This window comes from Photobacterium sp. GB-56 (assembly GCF_003026105.1).
In the GTDB taxonomy this organism is placed as follows: Bacteria; Pseudomonadota; Gammaproteobacteria; order Enterobacterales; family Vibrionaceae; genus Photobacterium.
In genome coordinates, this window is record NZ_PYNW01000009.1 from 1 (window position 1) to 18,976 (window position 18,976).

10 protein-coding genes and 2 pseudogenes are annotated in these 18,976 nt (G+C 38.6%); 6 read left to right on the top strand and 6 right to left on the bottom strand.

Features of this window, described 5'->3' with window-relative positions; genetic code table 11:
• Positions 1 to 303: 303 nt before the first annotated feature.
• A pseudogene (locus C9J42_RS13185) lies at positions 304 to 799 on the top strand (tyrosine-type recombinase/integrase); the annotation flags it as partial.
• 218 nt (positions 800 to 1,017) lie between these two features.
• Here C9J42_RS13185 and C9J42_RS13190 read toward each other — a convergent pair.
• From C9J42_RS13190 to C9J42_RS13210, 5 genes are all read right to left on the bottom strand, one after another.
• A complete protein-coding gene (locus C9J42_RS13190; protein ID WP_107287460.1) occupies positions 1,018 to 2,562 on the bottom strand; it encodes a DNA cytosine methyltransferase in 1,545 nt (514 codons plus the stop codon).
• 129 nt (positions 2,563 to 2,691) lie between these two features.
• Positions 2,692 to 4,758 carry an AIPR family protein gene (locus tag C9J42_RS13195; protein WP_107287461.1) on the bottom strand — a complete coding sequence of 689 codons (2,067 nt, stop codon included), beginning with the start codon at positions 4,756 to 4,758 and terminating at the stop codon, positions 2,692 to 2,694.
• 2 nt (positions 4,759 to 4,760) lie between these two features.
• Complete coding sequence (locus tag C9J42_RS13200; RefSeq protein ID WP_107287462.1) at positions 4,761 to 5,711, bottom strand: PD-(D/E)XK motif protein; 951 nt, start codon at positions 5,709 to 5,711, stop codon at positions 4,761 to 4,763.
• Positions 5,704 to 8,433, bottom strand: a complete 2,730-nt coding sequence (locus tag C9J42_RS13205; protein WP_107287463.1) for a Z1 domain-containing protein — start codon at positions 8,431 to 8,433, stop codon at positions 5,704 to 5,706. Before C9J42_RS13205 ends, C9J42_RS13200 begins: the two co-directional genes overlap by 8 nt.
• Positions 8,430 to 9,926 carry an ATP-binding protein gene (locus tag C9J42_RS13210; protein ID WP_107287464.1) on the bottom strand — a complete coding sequence of 499 codons (1,497 nt, stop codon included), beginning with the start codon at positions 9,924 to 9,926 and terminating at the stop codon, positions 8,430 to 8,432. Before C9J42_RS13210 ends, C9J42_RS13205 begins: the two co-directional genes overlap by 4 nt.
• Positions 9,927 to 10,175: 249 nt before the next feature.
• Here C9J42_RS13210 and C9J42_RS13215 point away from each other — a divergent pair.
• The 4 genes and pseudogenes from C9J42_RS13215 to ahpF all read left to right on the top strand — a co-directional run.
• Positions 10,176 to 10,496: pseudogene (locus C9J42_RS13215) on the top strand (JAB domain-containing protein); the annotation flags it as partial.
• A 336-nt stretch (positions 10,497 to 10,832) separates the two neighbouring features.
• Entirely contained in the window at positions 10,833 to 12,299 is a 1,467-nt protein-coding gene (locus tag C9J42_RS13220) for a hypothetical protein (protein WP_107302070.1), read from the top strand.
• 426 nt (positions 12,300 to 12,725) lie between these two features.
• Positions 12,726 to 13,283, top strand: a complete 558-nt coding sequence (gene ahpC / locus C9J42_RS13225) for an alkyl hydroperoxide reductase subunit C (protein ID WP_107207311.1) — start codon at positions 12,726 to 12,728, stop codon at positions 13,281 to 13,283.
• Between the two features lie 252 nt (positions 13,284 to 13,535).
• The gene (gene ahpF, locus C9J42_RS13230) at positions 13,536 to 15,116 is read left to right on the top strand and encodes an alkyl hydroperoxide reductase subunit F (protein WP_107287467.1); all 1,581 of its coding nucleotides are present in this window, start codon (positions 13,536 to 13,538) and stop codon (positions 15,114 to 15,116) included.
• A gap of 57 nt (positions 15,117 to 15,173) precedes the next feature.
• On the opposite strand, the gene C9J42_RS13235 is transcribed toward ahpF, so the two are convergent.
• Complete coding sequence (locus C9J42_RS13235) at positions 15,174 to 17,648, bottom strand: hypothetical protein (protein WP_146144303.1); 2,475 nt, start codon at positions 17,646 to 17,648, stop codon at positions 15,174 to 15,176.
• A 653-nt stretch (positions 17,649 to 18,301) separates the two neighbouring features.
• Here C9J42_RS13235 and C9J42_RS13240 point away from each other — a divergent pair.
• The gene (locus tag C9J42_RS13240) at positions 18,302 to 18,943 is read left to right on the top strand and encodes a helix-turn-helix transcriptional regulator (protein WP_045128392.1); all 642 of its coding nucleotides are present in this window, start codon (positions 18,302 to 18,304) and stop codon (positions 18,941 to 18,943) included.
• Positions 18,944 to 18,976 lie beyond the last annotated feature (33 nt).

Consider the following 18,976-nt stretch of genomic DNA (forward strand, 5'->3'; position numbering starts at 1 on the left):
GATATATTATTGGTTATTACAGCCAATTACGACCACATCAATATAATGGCGGATTAACACCGAATGAATCAGAACGATTATATTGGTTAACCTCTAAAACCGTGGCTAGTATTTGTTGACCACTACATTCTTGTATCTATAGTTTCCTAAATCGTCCAGTAATATCTGTGATTTATAGGTACACCACTGGGTACACTGCTATAACGATGTTTATTTGGTGTACCCATTATGGCAAGAACAACTACACGGTTGACAGATAAGGAAGTCAAAGCTGCTAAACCAAAAGAGAAAGAATATACACTCTCTGATGGTGATGGACTTCGTTTTAGAGTTAAAAAAAACGGCTCTAAACTGTGGTTACTCAACTACACTCACCCTACAAAGAAACGTCGCGAACACCGCATTCCATTAACTGAACAAGCTATTGCCCTACTAGAAACCATGATGCCTATCAGTCAGCATCGAGAATTTGTCTTTCCATCAGATAGAGATCCTAAAAAGCCTTGTAATAGCCAAACGGCTAATATGGCTCTGAAACGTATGGGGTTTGCAGGAAGATTGGTGAATCATAGTTTGCGGTCACTTGCCAGCACCACACTAAATGAGCAAGGTTTTGAAGCGGATTTGATTGAGGCAGCATTGGCACACGTTGATGATAACCAAGTGCGCAGTGCTTATAACCGCACTGATTATTTGGAGAGACGTATTCCAGTGATGATTTGGTGGAGTAGGCAACATAGAAGAGGCTGCACAAGGCAGTCTTTCTGTGACTGGGACGAGGCAGTTAAAAGTAATCTAGTGTATAGATTCCACTCTCCACCATAGGAGACAGGAGTTTTTCTACTTTAAACACTCCTTGGTACATGGAAAAGAAGAATTTAACATAAAGCGACGTACCAACGTTGGTAGATATTTACTAAAAGAAAACCAGCGTCAGTCAAAGAGGCTATAGCTGGTTTCTTAACAACTCGTCACCTTCTCTACAATAAAAAATTCCGATATGTCACTAGTACAAATTCAGACTTGATCTACATCCAATATACCTAACACGATCTTACCTATCTGATTGGCTAGATATGGTGGGACAGCATTTCCTACTTGAACATACTGCTGTGTTCTATTACCTTCGAAAAAATAGTTATCTGGAAAAGTTTGTAAACGAGCAGCTTCTCTAACAGTCAAGCTTCGACATTGCTGTGGGTCATAATGAATGAAGTAATGGCCATCTTTAGATATATGGCTAGTCACTGTCGTTGCGCATTTGTTTGCGGCTTGGGTACGAAAACGATCCGCATGTGAGCCGCTATCCCAATTTTCGTGCTCAGGTGCCAGTTCTGTAGGGAAATCTCTCGCCTTAGGTGAAATACCACCACTTAATTTTGTAAACGCAGCACTGAAACCATAACGAAGCAAATCAGATACCATATGTCCGCGAGTTGCATGGTTTAGCACACAACCGGGATGGTTATATAAATACCAGCTTTCTAAATGTGGGGGGATGTTGTGCTCTTTTTCCATAAATAGACAGCTTTGGCGCTCAAGCCTAAGCATAGGCTCAAGATCTAAATTATCCACAACTTCTTTATCAAATTTAGTTGTCAATATACGCTTTAGCTTCTTAGCATTTAATCGAATTTGCTTCTCCCAGTCCTTCTGAACATCCTTTTGCTTAGAAAAGCCACTTCTGAGAGGAGGCAAATCTGATAGTACTTGTTGAACAGTGATTGTTTCTGCAATTGGAGCAATAGTTGCTGGTATGCGGTTTATATCTTGCCGGATCCCTAACAGAATTACTCTATGACGAGCCTGAGGCACTCCATATTGCTCAGAACGAATAAGAAAATCAGAAGATTTATCATACTTTGGATCCTTTGGATCTTTAGCTTCCACAACAAGCGAAAAAACTCTATATTTAGTTACACTGCGCGAGCCCGTTACCTTGCTAGGGTTCCTTAGATCTTCCAATATTTGAGGAAACATAACCTTACCATTAATTTTGGCAGATAAAATGCCTCGTACATTTTCCATAACAAACACATCAGGCTGCGCAATAGAAAGTACTTTAAGATATTCCTTGTATAGGAAATTTCGGTGGTCGTCTTCAGCCTTATAATCCTTATTTCCCGCATTGCGAGAACGACCAGCTAAAGAATAGGCTTGGCAAGGAGGCCCACCAATGACAACCTTAGGCCCTATATGAGTAGCCAACAGTTCTCGAATGCGGTCGTGAATTAACTCATTATCGTCACCAAGCGCTCTAGGCTGTTCTAATGTTTCCTTACTTGCCTCTTGAGCATGCTCTGGATACAAACAGAATAATTCTTCACGGGTTAGCTCCCCACGAACGTACCTGAAGTAGCTATCTAAACCACCATCCAGAGCTTTAATTCTGCGATAAAAAGCTCGCGTTGTTAATGTTTTATGCGCAGATGGCTCTTTTTCTACAGATATACCGATTTTGAATGGATAGTTTCCACTCTCGTCTGCGACTGAAGATATACCCTCGCCTAACCCGCCAGGTCCCGCAAAGAGATCAATTACAAGAATTTCACCTGTCATCATTTCACTACCACCAATAAAAATGCCTGGCAATCATACCAGGCTAAAATTAACGGGCAATAGATTACTTTAGAAAAACAAATTTATGTTCTATGAACTCACTCAAATTTGATGGCTACTGATAGAAACTTGTTATACATGAAAACCTTCTGCCTGCAGTTTCTTAAGCGCTTTCAATGCAATTTCACATTGTTTCGACGACGGCATTTTTCTGGGAATAGCCGAGCAAATTTCAATAATGCTGTTTTCTCTAGGACTCAGTATACCATGCTCTTTTGCCCAATTATTAACATTCCCCCAAAACTTAGCACCTAGAGTATACACCTCAACTTCAACATTAATTGAGTTATCTAAGGCATTTTCAGCCTTTACTTCCCGAACATTTTCATCAGCTAATTCAGAAGGAATTATAATTCTCTTAAAAGAGTTACTCAGCAGCAATTTACTTTCAACAAGCCTTTGCCAACAAAGTGGTTTCTTTGCCCATTCACTATAGTTTTTAATACCCTCTGGTGGAGTTGTTATAACCTGTTGGGCTAGCTCACCAGACAAAAGAATGGAAGCCTTTAAATCTTCTGGAACCGATTGTATTTTCCATATGAGGTCAAGATCTATGACCATGCCTAAAGTCTTTGCATCATTAACAAGTTTTGCAATTGAATATGTGACAATATTGGCTCGATAACCTCCTTCATACCACTCGGCATTTGAGACGAGCTTTTCTGTTGTTCTAAAGATGATCGCTTTGGCTATCAATCTTTTAAACCAAATCTCATTAAAAGCAGATCCCTCGGTCCCCCAATTTTTGCCTATTGTTTTCGCAAACTCTGAAAAGTTTTTTTGTGCACCGAGGCTCACAACGTGTGGTAAGCATGCCCAAGTATTTTCATATTTCGCAAGATCTGTTTTGACAAAGAACTGACTCCGAGGATATTCAGCATCAAACTTCTTACGCTCCGTTTGCGTTCTTCGGCTTCTTTCGTCTGCGAATTGACCTCTAGCTCGTTCATAGAACCACTTCGATTCTCGATAACTATCTGTACCTGATGGAGCTAAAATGCGTCGAGATAATTCCTCAATACGTATATGAAATGGATGATTAGCAAAGAAATCCGCCGCATTTACCTTATTCTGACTATTGGCATATTCAGAAATTCTAGGAACAATCTCTTCAGCACATTCTTTTGGGGTTATAGTTAATTTCATTTGTACAAATACTTGCTGTATTTGTTCTTTGAGGATCTTGCTAGCTGCGTATAGTGACGCAGTAGTTTGACCACCATTAACTATTTGAAGATTATTGACGCTGGCTAATTGATAACCTGAGTCGGTCTTATCAATTTCAATACTATCAGCAGTAGCGCTTAATCCGTTGTTATAAGAAAAAAACATATGAGGTTCATCCCGAATAGTATCCCGAATGCCCTTGTTCACTTTTCCTCGAACTTGAAGAAAGCTTCTTACGTTAGCTTCAAGTAATCTCGGCCCCCATTTATCATAAATTTCAGCAAGCTGTTTTCCAGGTACAACCGCTAAATAACTTTCCAGCGCATCATTTCCACCAGACGCTTTCAAGATAGGGATACCACCTCCAAAATCGTCTTTAAAATTAATAATCGAATCAGCTCTAACTATCCCTTGATCCATAAAGCGTTTAAGACGCTTAATATCCCAAATACTCAACGTAATTGGCTTATCATCAATAAAGTCAAAGCTAGTAGCATCGGCTCTAGCTCGATAGTCCCCATTCGTCGCTATAATTAATTTTACTTTTTCGACACTATTCCACGTTGCATTGATTAAATCAGCCACACCAAACCCAGGACTAGTTTCTTCAAGCTTCTCTCGGAAACGATCATCAATACTTGCGTTTAAAAACCTAAAAAGCTTTTGGGACAAACGCTGTATATGATCTTTGTGTAAGGGGCGAATATCTCTATCTAGCGAAAAATCACACAGTATCAGGCTCAATATGCCTTCATTCTCCCTAGGATCACCACCATACCCATCAATTTGTGCTGGTCCACGCGAATATAAACATTCATGAAAAGCTCGATTAGCGCTTTCTATTTCACCTGCCTCACTTAATAAATCACCAATTTTTTCAAAAAATGCCTCTACCGTTACAAGCCCTAAGGCATCGGCATCACATTGTACGTCGGCAATAAATTGAAGGTTGAAATCTGCAAGCTCTGTCATCTCTATATAAACTCACGAAGATAATTAACGGTATTATCATTTATTTTAAACGGTTCACAGGTATCTAAAGAAATAGAATATCTTACGTTCTGTACGCCTTGTGGCAATGGGCAATTAATACGAGGAAAACCTTCAAATACTTCATAATAAGTGGTGGACCTTATCAACCAACGGCGATTATCGTACTTATTTAATGGGTCATACCCTGTTGAGTAGATAGCATCTTCCCACTTTATATAAGTGCTACAATCTTCCTGAAACAGCTCCTCGGTAAGGGCTACATAGTCATGCAACGTCATGCCTTCAGGTATAATTGCAGATTCAACATTAGTAACACTCAGAAATAAACGCCCACCATCACAATCAGCCAGTTGATCTGCTGATGAAATCGAAATTGAAGGTGTTGCTGCTGTTCGTCGTGTTTTAACTTCAATACAGCATCCAATTAACTCAAAATCTTTTGGTGCCCCAGAGGGCCCCTTCCATGCTTCAACTGCCATTTCAGAGCCAAAACTACTCGCAAGCTCTCGAAGAAGAGCTAATTCACCTATTAGGCCTCGCTGTTCCTCAATAGAAAGCCCCTCTGAACGGCCTGAACGCAAAAGGTGATGCCATCTTTTAGTCCGTTGTATTGCCTTAGAGAGTGCTTCATCTAAATTGGAAGCCTTCTCACCTGACTCAACGACATCTCTGCAGAGAGTTTCAAAAAGCTCCGCTTGGCTATTTTCTTTAAGAGCTAGAACGAATGCCCAACGGCCAGAAATCATCCTAAAGTTGGCAATAAGATTTTTGAGTTCAGGAAGCTTGGGCTTGCCGATTGGCTCAATGGGCAATCTAAGCATAAGCGCAGGCATTTTTTCCTCCACCGTTACCCAAAAAAAGTCAAACTGACCGTTATTGTTAACCCTTATTGCATTGCCGGGATCTAGCTCTTTCCATGGTGAATTATCCATTCAATTCAGCCTCATATTCCTCATCGATATCATTTTCACCGTAAAGTTCTTTGTAGCGTTGTGTGTTAACAATATAAGCAACTTTCTTCGGTGCTTTTTTTGAAACTGGAAGGCTAATTCCCCAAGCAACAATAGGATAATCAGGAATCAAAGCAACTTTACCATCACCTTCCTTACCTCTTGGAGCTTTAGCTTTAACAAAATGAAGAATAAACAAAGGCTTATCTCGCACCTGCCGATAAATTGAATCTGGGTAGTTACCATTTTTATCATAAGATTTTTCAGCAGCTTGCGCCTTACTTGGCTCAACACCTGCTTTTTCGATACCTCTAGATGCAATCCTCATTTTTTTACCACTAAAGGACATATACCCATTTTTCAAATCATCTAGATTAATAGAACGGTTTGTAGGGATAATCCCAACCCCTAGCGTATCGTCTTTATCTCCTTTTTGTAGACTTGGTATTAGCAAGTCCCATAGAGCCAACTCATCTTCTTTTTGTGCGCTTAAATAGCTTCTTACTGGCTCTGTTTCAGTAATCACACTCTCAGGTGTATTGCTCCAACCAGCTAGGAACTCATCTATATATTGAATTGGCACATCACGAAGTAATAAACCCCACTGGGTATCTTCGAATGTGAAAGTGGCTTGTTGTAGCTTAGAAATAAGCTTTTTAGCTACATCTAAATTCGCATTTATCTCTTTAGGATCAATACTGACTTTAGCTGTCTCTATAAATCTATTTGAAAGACCAATAAGAGTTGTAACTTCGCGACCAGCTCCCATCTTATTTTTTGCGGTAACCAACAATGATGCTGGATGACTGCGAACTGCAAGTCCAAAGTCTTCAGGGGTCGCATTGGCTTGATCCATTGTTTTAAGTTCATCATGAAGTTCTTCAGCTGCGTTGGCGATAAAGGCATACCAATCTATAGCATCATCAGGCATCCAAATTCGGCACAGGTCTTCAAATCCATTTCGATAACCAAACCATCGTCCCATTTGCATTAAGGTGTCGTACATCATTGTATTGCGCAGGAACCAAGTAACTGTGAGCCCCTCAAGCGTCAACCCTCGAGAGAGAGAAAAACCGCCAACAGCAATAACAGTTTGCCCTCTATCACCTGTATTCGAGTAATCTAACTCATTGGCTTTACTGTTAACTTCAACAACTTTCGCAGAAGCTATCGAATCAAATATAGATTCCTGAATTTCCTCCCACTTAAATTTAGTTTCGCCACTCTCTACTCTTCCTACTCCAGCATACTCCGTAATCCAAACATCAAATAAAGCTTTAATTTCAGGATCCATCAATGAACTTATTGAAGATGAGTTTATCCTCAAAGCGTTTTGAATCCGTTCTAACGCTTCATGCAATCGGTTTTTAAGCTGACTTTGCACTCGTGTAAATCGACTGGCATTCACCAGCATTGAGCAATGAGAGCTTGATTGACCTCTCAGATTTCTAATGGCTCGCGATAATAGAAAAGCACGCAAGGCAAACATCAGTGAATCTGGTAACTGGTAGATATCATGATCAATTTTATGCTTTATCGGTAGGAGACCTTCATTATCCGAAATGCTCCTTAACCAAGTTGGCTCAGCGTCCTCAGGAAGACCATCAATAAAGATTTTCTTTGGGCCAAAGTAGTTAGTTGGCGCATCGAGACCGATAATGAAATCTTTAGGGAATAGATCCTCTTTGTGTACATCGTGTTTTTCATCCGGATCAATGAAAATATTAGCAAAAGGAGTTGCTGTATAACCTACATAACAACTGCGATGAAACATTTTTAAGAGATCACGTATTTGTCCATTTATCTTGGTTACCAATTGATCACTGTATTTAGTGTTGATTGATGCGTTATCAGCCTCATCATCGATAAGCAACATTGGCTGGTCGATCATTTCTTTATCACCACGAGCGCTATTGTCTTTAAGCCATTCAAGAAGATTTTCAAGCGTTCGGTGATTCTTTTTAATAACTAAAACGACAGGCACTCTATACGAATCTATCTCACTAGTATTTGTTGATGCTGTTGGCTTATTAAAATCCCTCGACGTATTCGTCAGACTAACTGGAGTTCTATTCGAATCAAAATGTCCAACACCGATAACATGCTTAGCATTTCCATTCTTCTTATCTGAGCTTTTTCCTGTATCTCGACCTATGAATCCCTCATCTATTCGAATTTGAGTCTGATTACGAAGGTTATTATGTATACCCGCAACAACAATAATTAGACGATACCCTGCATCAGCCGCCTTACAGATCAAGCTGGTATAATTGAGTGTTTTGCCACTTTGTACGTGACCAACAACCATACCTCTACGATCCCATGAAGAATACTCTCTAGGGTTTCCTAATCGGCCAAGTATCTTGTCGGTAACGATATCCGTGCCTGTAATTACATCTCTAGGCAATCCAGTTTTTAGTAGCAACTTCTCATATCTTTTCCAATAGAAGGGATCTATTTCCGATTTTGTATCGTCTAACCAAGGTTTAAACTTGTCACTATCAACTATTGCACCAAGGCCAACTTTGATACCCTGTTTTGACTCAATTTCACGAGCTATGTCCTCGATCACTGTGTCATTTAAATTACGATCCACTACCTTTGCAATATCCTTAACCAAACATCTCAGTTCATCCTCTGATTTACGAGGCTGGTTGTATAGTCCTGCTTCAACCATATCTAAGACTAGTTGTTTGCTGTTCATAAGCCTTTTTCCTTGAGATAATTTGCAACTAATCGCTCTGAGACTTCCCAGTTTGATTGCAATAATGGATAATTTTGAAGAACATCTTTAATTCTGTCCGGAGTAACATTGCTAACAAGCAGTGCATCAGTGAGATCAATTACGACTTTATTCAAATCTGATTCAGAACTCTGCATTGCAACAATTGACTCAGCGTTACCCACTAGTTCGGCATGAAGCGCATCAATAGGTAAGCCAACACCAAGTAATCTGATACAGCGTTCAAATCCTTCTTGTAATTCATGAGGTAAACAAATTGAATAAGCTTGAAATACTGGGTGTTCTGAATTGGGTTTGAAGTGTATTCGCCCCTCCACTTGAACTCGATTCCAAATAGGATACATCGTACCTTCAACTAGTCTTTGCCCTCGACTTCGATATGTTCTTTTAGAGGAACCAACGAAACGCTCTATGATTCGCTTGAGTCGCTCTCGTACTGGCAGAGGAAGCTGCGCCGAAGATTTTTTTACATCAATTTTCCATTGCGAATCCATCGTGTTAGGTATATCGATCGCAATTCGACTTAATTTTGTTAGTTCAGTTTGCTTAGCAAGCCCCAACCAACTTCCTGCAATAATTAATCTATTTTCTCTATAGATGTATAACCCTTGAGATTTTAGGTGGCCTTCTGGCCCACCAAGCTCATCCCATTCATGTTGATTCATTCTTTTGTAATGCGGAATGGTATAACTGCGTATACGAACATTGCCATTCGATAAAAGGATGTTATCGTCAGGATCCTTTTGAGTAGACGGATGTAAAGAAGCCATTGGGTCTAGCGGGGTCAATTGGCGATTATTGATACTGATTTGGAGCTGTGGCTTAGAAGTTTCTAGAAATCTCTGAAAAGTAAGCCTTAAATGTCTCTCCGTAAGAGAGAATTCTGCATTCATATGCTCAATTCTTTTGTCTGGTGTATCGATTTCACCAACTAAACGATCTAGTTTTTGCCAAGTAACAACCGTTCCTGTCTCCCCAAGCAAGTCAAAGCCTAGTTCATTCTCATAGTCTTCAATCAACTCTAATGACCATGCATTTGTTTTTGCAACTAGATCTAAATCCCAACGAGCGCATGATGTAAGATCACCTTTCCTAGTAATAACAGTAAGCGAACGGCATTGAGAGAAACTTGCACTTTTTAAACCTAAACCAAATCGACCTAGTTCAGAAGGTAATCTATCTAACGTAGGGTTTTTACTACCTAATCTCATAGCCTCCAACAGCTCATCTCCTGTCATGCCGCATCCATTATCAGCAATAACAACAGATGGAGCATTTGAGATAGTATCAACAACGAGACGAATACAATCTGCACCAGCAGAAATTGAATTGTCTATAATATCAGCCAAGGCAGTTTTGAGACTGTAGCCAAAATCTCTATGCCCCTCAATAAGTGAGGAAGCATAAGGTGTGGCATCTACGTAACGAACAAAATCACCTTTCTTTGAGGTCATATACATTATCCCATCAATATACCTTCTGTTTTATATGTTATCACTATTATTAATAATGACCAGAGACCCACATAACTAATTCATTCTACTCAATTACTTACATTCATATAATCAGAAATTAATGATAAATATTTTTCATTATTCCTATCAACCTCTAGTCACTCAGTCTTACTTCGAAAATCATAATCAAAGAAATATCAGATATATCATCTTTGTGTAGAAGCCTGTTAACCATAAGGGATCTAGGCTATGCATAAACCAAACGACTATGTTGTTCATACTCCAATGACAGCAGATCAAGTATTAGAAAAAGCCGCAGAGATTGTGGCTAACCGATATTTACGCGGTGATGTATTTACCAATCCACAGGCAACGAAAGATTTTCTGCAATACAAGATGGCAGGCTATGAACGTGAAGTTTTTGCTGTATTACTGCTAGATAACCAACATCGGCTTATTGAGTACAAAGAATTGTTCTTTGGCACCATTGATGCTGCAAGTGTTTATCCGAGAGAGGTAGTAAAAGTGGCATTTAACTGCAATGCTGCTGCGGTGATCTTTGCTCATAACCTTTCTTTTGTTCCACCAGCATTAAAATGAGACATATACAATACACTTATCCGTAATTCCTCACCACAACCTAATAAGCCAACTACTGATAATTCAGCAACAACAGAATCCACAATAATTAGGGAGATAAAACATATGCCCTACCTATGCCCATTCCCACCGACGATATAGCTTTTAATTTGAAGACGAACACATAACCAATACAAAAAAGTTACCCGTAATACAATTCCAATTCATAGCATTATATTTCCCTCCTCACGCAACATAAAATGCGGCCTCGCTGATTACCTCACACATAAAACTTATCTAAAACATATTTTCATTAAGGGATAAATATTGAAAGTATCAACTCTTGCTCTTGCGATATTATCAACGCTACTGCTATCTGCCTGTGGAGGAGGAGGCGGTGGCTCTGATTCAGATAACACAACCACAGCCCCAACTCGAAGTATTCAAGGTAAAGCCATTGATGGTTATGTCAAAGGTGCCACTGTCGGTTTAGATTTAAACTTTAACGGTAAATTGGATGCAGGAGAACCAACAACAATCACAGGCGACAATGGTGCGTATATTTTAGATATCAAATCAAATAGCGATGCTTCTTGTGCTGACTATGTACCCACAATTGTTAATGTTCCTGTTGGTGCTATCGATGAAGATCTTGGTGTTGTCGAAACGGCATATATCATGACAATTGCGCCAGCGATATTCATACCTAGTGACAAAGATATTCGTGATATCACGCCGCTAACAACGATACTTTGGGACAATATTCAACGAGATCTCGAAACCAGTAATCTAGGAATGCTTAGCTGCTCAACTATTCAAGAACAATCTGAAACTCGCGAGCGTATCAGTGGGATGTTGAAAGAGCAGGAGTACCGTTTACAGCTTCGCTTCAACGTACCTGTAAAAGAGCTATACAGTGATTTCATTGCATCCGGTAATACAGAGTTAGCTTCTAGCGCTGCTAACCTTGTAAAGGGAATGCAGTTATCTTATGAAGAAACACGTGTAATGTTACAAGATCCAAATGTGGTATATGCAGACGTTGAGTATATGCAAGGGCATTGGAACCACATGATGGAAGACGAAACTAACTCTACTCATTGGCATCGTGTAACAAGAGTCCAGTACAAAGATAAATCAACCACCGCACGTATCGAACGCATGTCAGATGACTTAACCACTGTAGTTAAAACAATGGAAGATTCAATGAAGCGCGAACGGACTGAACGCGGCCTTACATTGCTTGAAAACTTTGCGATTGAACCTGACGGCTGTAACTCTGTGATTGAAGTGGTACAAGCATCGACTGATGGCTACGGTTTACGTAACCAACATCATGCTGCTGACATTACCTCTTTGCAGGACTGCCAAGATGTAACGAACTCGACCTCGTTAACCGCTCAAACTATTTTAACTTTCCGCACGAATGGCCTAGAGCACATCGGAAAAATAGACGAAGGTGGGCAATTTAGGTTCGATGAGAAAGATATATATACCAATCGCGATTTGGCGTTAGCTTTTGAAACAATGTCCCCTGAGGACTTAGATCAATACAACTACATTTCTCAAGACTTTACCGATTCATTAACACACAACTCAACATCGGCACTACGTAACCAAGCAACCAATCTAGAAGATCGTTACATCTGGATTGACCGCGATCTCACTCAAGGACTATGGAGTAAGATAATTCAATTTAAATCAGGTATTTACGAAAACTATTGTTCTGACGATGGTACTACGTGGACACCAACAGATGTTATAAGTAAATGCATGAATAGCTCTGTAGAATAAACAATAAAACAGATAATTATTTCATAAGATCAATGTGAACTAATTACAAACATTTAAAAGGCGACTTCTTAGGAAGTGGCCTTTTTTGTATCTGATTTTGTCATTTCTTTTCTTATTTTCTTAACGCAAAGAGCATCGAAATATTGAACGCCTGAGTGTTAAAGATCCTGACTTCCATTACCCTTTTATTTCAATAACAGAGCCAGATCTCGTCCCCCCCTAAACTAAAGCTATTCTTTATCTTCTCCCGTTAACCTCGATCTAAACATCTGTTTAAAAATAATCGTTCAACCTAATAGGTTTAAGCTATTGAATGTATCGGCTATAACGATTTCCTAAATTTTGCTGTTTTAACAATAATGGCTTCAGAGATTTGATTTGCACTACAGCATAAAAACTTAAAATTATAGTTAAAAGGATTCCATCATGATCAACACAGAAATCAAGCCATTTAGCGCAACAGCTTACAAAGAAGGCAAATTCGTAGAAATCACTGAGAAAGACGTTTTAGGTAAGTGGGCGGTATTCTTCTTCTACCCTGCTGACTTTACTTTTGTATGTCCAACTGAGCTTGGCGATCTAGCTGACCATTACGCAGAGCTTCAAGAGCGCGGCGTTGAAGTATTCTCTGTATCTACAGATACTCACTTCACTCACAAAGCATGGCACGACAGCTCTGACACTATCGGTAAAATCAACTACTACATGGTAGGCGACCAAACGGGTAACATCACTAATAACTTCAATGTTATGCGTGAAGGTCAAGGTCTTGCAGACCGCGCTACTTTCCTCATCGATCCACAAGGTGTTATCCAAGCAATGGAAATCACTGCTGAAGGTATCGGTCGTGAAGCTGATGATCTAATGCGTAAAGTGAAAGCAGCACAATATGTTGCAGCACACCCAGGTGAAGTTTGCCCTGCAAAATGGAAAGAAGGCGAAGCAACACTAACTCCTTCTCTAGACCTAGTAGGTAAGATCTAATCTTATTTACCTTTGATAATAATGAGTGATTGTATTTCTTATATAGATTCACTTATTACTTATCCTACTTTTAAATAATTCACTTATTTAAAAGTAATAAGGCATCAAGCATAAACGTCATGTTTGGTGCCTTATTCATTCAAATACCTTCAAACATATTTAAGCCTTTTTATATAGGCGATATGTCGTATAACAGTAGATCCGCATTCTTTATCTGCTGTTAAGCCGTAAATAAATTAAAAAGGCGAGATTATGTTAGAACAAAGCATGAAGCAGCAATTAAAAGCGTATTTAGAAAATTTAAAAACAGATATCCAACTGGTATTAAGTTTAGATGATAGTGACACTGCACAAAAACTGCATGAGCTTGCTCACGAGATCGCAGAACTAAACGATAAAGTGAGTGTTATTGAAGATAATAATGCCAGTGTACGTAAGCCTGTAATGCAAGTGGTTAACCCAACCAAACAGACCTCAATGAGCTTTGCCGGTCTTCCAATGGGACACGAATTTACTTCATTGGTATTGGCGCTACTACACAGTGGTGGTCACCCAATGAAACTAGAGCAAGCGGTTATCGACCAAATCGCAGCTTTAGATCAAGATATTGTTGTTGAAACCTTTATTTCATTATCTTGCCAGAACTGTCCTGATGTTGTGCAAGCGTTCAACATGATCGCAGCGATTAACCCACGCATTAAAGCAACCATGATTGATGGCGCAGCTTTCCAAGACGAAGTCACTGAACGTAATATCATGGCAGTACCGACTGTTTATGTGAACGGTGAAGTCTTTGGTCAAGGCCGTATGTCGCTTACTGAAATTTTAAATAAGTTAGACACGGGCGCTGCTAAAAAAGTAGCGGCAAGCCTAAACGAAAAAGCCCCATTTGATGTATTAGTTGTCGGTGGTGGCCCAGCGGGTGCATCTGCTGCAATCTACGCGGCACGTAAAGGCATCCGTACCGGTGTTGTTGCTGAGCGCTTCGGCGGTCAGGTAATGGATACCATGTCTATCGAGAACTTTATTTCTGTTAAAGAAACCCAAGGTCCCCGTTTAGCGGCAAGCCTTGAAGAGCACGTAAAACAATACAACGTTGATATTATGAGCGAGCAGCGTGTTAATAACATTGTTGAAGCTGCTGATACTGAAGATGGTTATACGCACGTTTATCTAGAAAGCGGCGCAATGCTAAAAGCACGTAGCGTGATCATCAGTACAGGCGCTCGCTGGCGTGAAATGAACGTTCCTGGTGAACAAGAGTATCGCAATAAAGGTGTGGCTTACTGTCCTCACTGTGACGGTCCATTATTCAAAGGCAAGCGCACAGCCGTTATCGGTGGTGGTAACTCAGGTATTGAAGCGGCGATTGATCTTGCGGGTATTGTTGAACATGTGACTGTGCTTGAATTTGCTGACACATTACGTGCTGATCAAGTGTTGATCAATAAAGCAGAAAGTATGCCTAACATCGACATTATTAAAATGGCACAAACGACAGAAGTCGTTGGCGATGGTACTCGCGTTACAGGTATCAGCTACAAAGATCGTAACACGGATGAAATCAAACACATCGAACTTGCCGGTATTTTTGTTCAGATTGGTTTAGTGCCAAACACTGAGTGGCTAAAAGAATCCGCCGTTGCATTAACACCACGTGGTGAGATTGAAATTGGTGCTCACGGTAATACTAACGTTAACGGTATTTTTGCAGCCGGTGATGTTACAACAGTTCCTTACAAACAAATTATTATTGCAATGGGTGAAGGTGCTAAAGCAAGTCTAGGGGCATTTGATTACTTAATTCGCACCCCTGCACCCAATAATAAATAGTATAGCTATTAATTTTTAAGGCCGACTCGAAAGAGTCGGCCTTTTTATTATAAAAAACTAATTATTTAACTTTAGGGAATAGTGTTTATTAAACAATGCTTTTTCTACTTTATTTATATGCCAGAAGTTTTTGTTTTTAACCTTACCAAAAAGTACATCATTTAATTCACTTGTATGCCAATACTTTGGCTCATTAAACTCTTTATCAAGATTAAGTTCCTGATATTCATCATTCGCTTTTAATTGTTCATCTGTCACACAAGCCAGCCCCTGGTAGTTTAACAATTTCGTCATTCCATAATGTTTAGCAACCATTTCATCCATAGTGAGGTTAAGTTGCCAAATAACATAACTTCTGGGACCATCTGATGCCAAATATAGTTTTTTCGATAAAGACGCTAACTTATCAGCATCATATAAGTATTGCCATAATTCACTATACTCATCTTTCGTTGCTAAATGGTTATTTAAAGGGCAAAGGCTTCTAATTCCCCACCCATTTGCTTCTCTATCTAAAAGCCTATCACTGAGAATAGTAAATGTTTTATTTTTTATCTTATATTGCTTCGATGTTGTTAGTTCAAACTTACTTATTTTCTTAGTGGCAATGAATTTTAAATCACTCGATATAGCTCTTAAAAATAAAGGACACTTAGGGGCATCATCATAATGGATAACAACAGAATCATTTTCATAAGAGTCATAATATTCAAGAGAGTAGTTCCATTGACAAGACGTTAAAACATCAAGTTTTACATTTTTTAATTCAGCGCCTGTTTTAGATAAAAATTCGATGTTAATTGTATTATCATCTATAAATTCAGTGTCTAATAATAAATCAGGAATAGGATTTAAAGGTAATTGCGTTCTCTCAATATCAGTTAGATCATTTGAAACGAGACTTGCTGAAAAATAATCAGCAAAACCATATGTCATGCCACTCGCGTGCCCATAACCAAAGCCATGAGCGATTTCATGATACCAAATCGTGTACGCTGAATTAGTAAAATGCCTGTACTTACTATACTCAGGTTTAGTGTACTTGTAGTAAATCGAAGCCCACCCACCTGTCGTTGTTTCAAATAACGATAAGTTTGGCGTACTTCCCCCTCCAACGCCTTCTGCTTTATATTCATTTCTCATCACTTTTAATGTCAATCGGTGACCTTCTGCACCAAATCGCATTAAATTTCTTTGTGAAATAGGAAGTAAATCGTCACTATAATTATCACAATCTTCATTATTTAGACTGCATCGTCGTTCAAAAAAAGCCTCTTTTTCTTTTGTATAATTAAATGTATTCGCCAATAAGTGCATATTAGCTAAATAGACCTCAATAATTTTTCTTTCTACTTCATCAGGTAAAGAATAACACGCTGTACCATCGCCTTCTTTTTCAGAACATAAATCTTGATAAGGTCCTATTATCATCTGAGGGTTAAACATTTTAGTTTGGCTTTCAAGTTTAATATTAGCTGGAGATACAGAATAAAAATCGAGCACTCCAGAGCTATATGGGGGTAATTGTTGTGATAATTGTATTAGCACTATATTATCGTCAAACTTAACAGAAACCATTTTTAAAGGTAATGATGTTTTATTATCTATGTGCCAGTCGCCATCAATATAATTGAAATATATATCTGTGAAATTAAATTGATGGCTCGGTTGATTGCTTTCAATGTTAGTGATAACAGCATCAACCATCGGTGTTTTTTTCGGTGATACCAGCAAGTTTGTCTCAGTATATTTTACATTTTCATATTTAATCGATGTCAACGGTTCCTTTTCAAATAAAGCTTCTATTTTACAATCGTTATTAACACGATCAATGGTATAAAAATCACCATTTAATTCACCGTTACAACCTTTTATAGAGATCAGATTATTAAACTTACCAGGGGATATACTTACATTAATTTGTTTATCTTTTCCAATATGAAAATCTGATGGTAATAGCTCACCATCACCCTCAATGTTAGATGTTACGTGATATTTTTTCTTCTTAAATTCAGCATTAATGTTACAACTACTTATATCATTAATAATATAATATTCATTATCAAGGTAACCGTTACAGCCAGAAATTTTATGTAATATATATTGAGTATTATCTTTTATTATAAATCGATTTTCTTTATCAAATACTAATAAATCTGAATGAGAAACGGTTACACCATCAATTGAAACAAGTAGGTTAATATCTTGTTTTTTTTCATTTTGATCCGGTATCGGAAGCGTCTCATCTCCTTCTATATTCTCATCAACAACTGTTGAACCTTCAGGATGAGGAGAAACATTATTTTCTATGTCTTCATCAACAACCGTTGAACCTTCAGGATGAGGAGAAACATTATCATTTATAACGGAAGGGTTTTCTGGGGGTAATGCATCATTACTGTCAACAACGTCTTGCTCATTAGAGCGGGCAAAAGACTCTACATCAGATAAAGGTCCAATATCACTTTTTTCATTATCTTCCTTACAACCAAACATAGCCAAAAGCATAATTGAAACCACTATATATCTCACCAAGCATTCCCTTAATCAATACAATTCAACCAAGAGCATACAGGTTGCGCATCTGGATGCATAACAAGTAATAGTGTATTCGATGATTCCTTAGCTCAACCTCTCATCTACAACTTAAACATTGATTTTATTTAAATTATCATGGCAGTCTTTGTTGATATTCAAAATTCCTTCTATGATGATAACCGCACTTACACTTATTCCAAGAGAGAATAGTCAAGATCTTTAATATTAAATATCTATTAATAAACACAATACCGATTAAATACCTACAAACACTAACCAATGCGGTTATTAATATCCATTTCAAATAAAATATGCACCAGAATACATATCAATCCTTAATGAGACATCATGAAAACCAATCGAATTTATTAATATAATTATTTTAATCAATACCTTATAATCACTAACCACTATTACAGTGACATTTCATACAGTATTAGCGATATTCTCTTCTAGTCACTTTTTTTTAATCGCGCATTTTGTCCCTTTTTTTACCCATATTTCCCTCAGGGTATATTTCTTTACCTAGATAAATCTCACTTTTGTTGCTTAAGGGATTCCTTTATTACAATAATAAGTAAACTCAATTATGACTTTTAAGAATGCCCTTTTGCATTCACCTTATTTTAAAGCAGGAAGCTAATGTTATGGAATATTTAGAGAGAATTAAGCGTTTAGCTAAGGTTCAAGGTATTAGCCAAAAACAACTTGGCGAAGCTCTAGATCTTCAACAAGGCACGATGAGCCGTAAACTATCCGGCAAGTACGGCATTGAAGTTCGTGAACTAGAAAAAATTGCAGATACATTAAATACCTCTATTGGTTATATTTTAACAGGTCAGGTCGATACAGGTACTCAAGCAACAACAACAATCAGTACTGAGTTAGATAGTGCTGCGACATGCACTTACATCCCTGTTATTCACCGTAAAGACTTTTCAGCATATAACGACGGTAGCTCTGTCGAGGTGATCAGCAAGCGCGCGATCCCCCAGCACCTAGAGCGTGAAGAGTGTTTAGGCCTGTTAATCGATAACGAAAATATTTCACAATGTGCGCCTGTTGGTAGCTATGCGCTAGCGACAAAAAAAGCCGATTACCGTCCTAAGCAACCTGTTTTTGCTTCTGTTCGTGGTAGTGAGCCTGATTTTTACCATATGACGCAACTCGCTGATGGTGTTGTATTCTCTACATCACAACCTGATTTTCCTAACTTATTCGTTAATAACGATGAGTTTCAAATTCACGGTTACATCATCCAATCTGATTGGGCTTACGATCGCCTGTAATTATCAGAAAACATCGAATATACGAAAGCCTGC

What these genes read in the sequence shown, in the direction of transcription:
- C9J42_RS13195 (WP_107287461.1), bottom strand. Translation starts at nt 4,758, where the DNA reads ATGACAGAGCTTGCAGATTTCAACCTTCAATTTATTGCCGACGTACAA.
- ahpC (WP_107207311.1), top strand. Translation starts at nt 12,726, where the DNA reads ATGATCAACACAGAAATCAAGCCATTTAGCGCAACAGCTTACAAAGAA.
- C9J42_RS13240 (WP_045128392.1), top strand. Translation starts at nt 18,302, where the DNA reads ATGGAATATTTAGAGAGAATTAAGCGTTTAGCTAAGGTTCAAGGTATT.
- C9J42_RS13190 (WP_107287460.1), bottom strand. Translation starts at nt 2,562, where the DNA reads ATGATGACAGGTGAAATTCTTGTAATTGATCTCTTTGCGGGACCTGGC.
- C9J42_RS13205 (WP_107287463.1), bottom strand. Translation starts at nt 8,433, where the DNA reads ATGAACAGCAAACAACTAGTCTTAGATATGGTTGAAGCAGGACTATAC.
- C9J42_RS13210 (WP_107287464.1), bottom strand. Translation starts at nt 9,926, where the DNA reads ATGACCTCAAAGAAAGGTGATTTTGTTCGTTACGTAGATGCCACACCT.
- ahpF (WP_107287467.1), top strand. Translation starts at nt 13,536, where the DNA reads ATGTTAGAACAAAGCATGAAGCAGCAATTAAAAGCGTATTTAGAAAAT.
- C9J42_RS13200 (WP_107287462.1), bottom strand. Translation starts at nt 5,711, where the DNA reads ATGGATAATTCACCATGGAAAGAGCTAGATCCCGGCAATGCAATAAGG.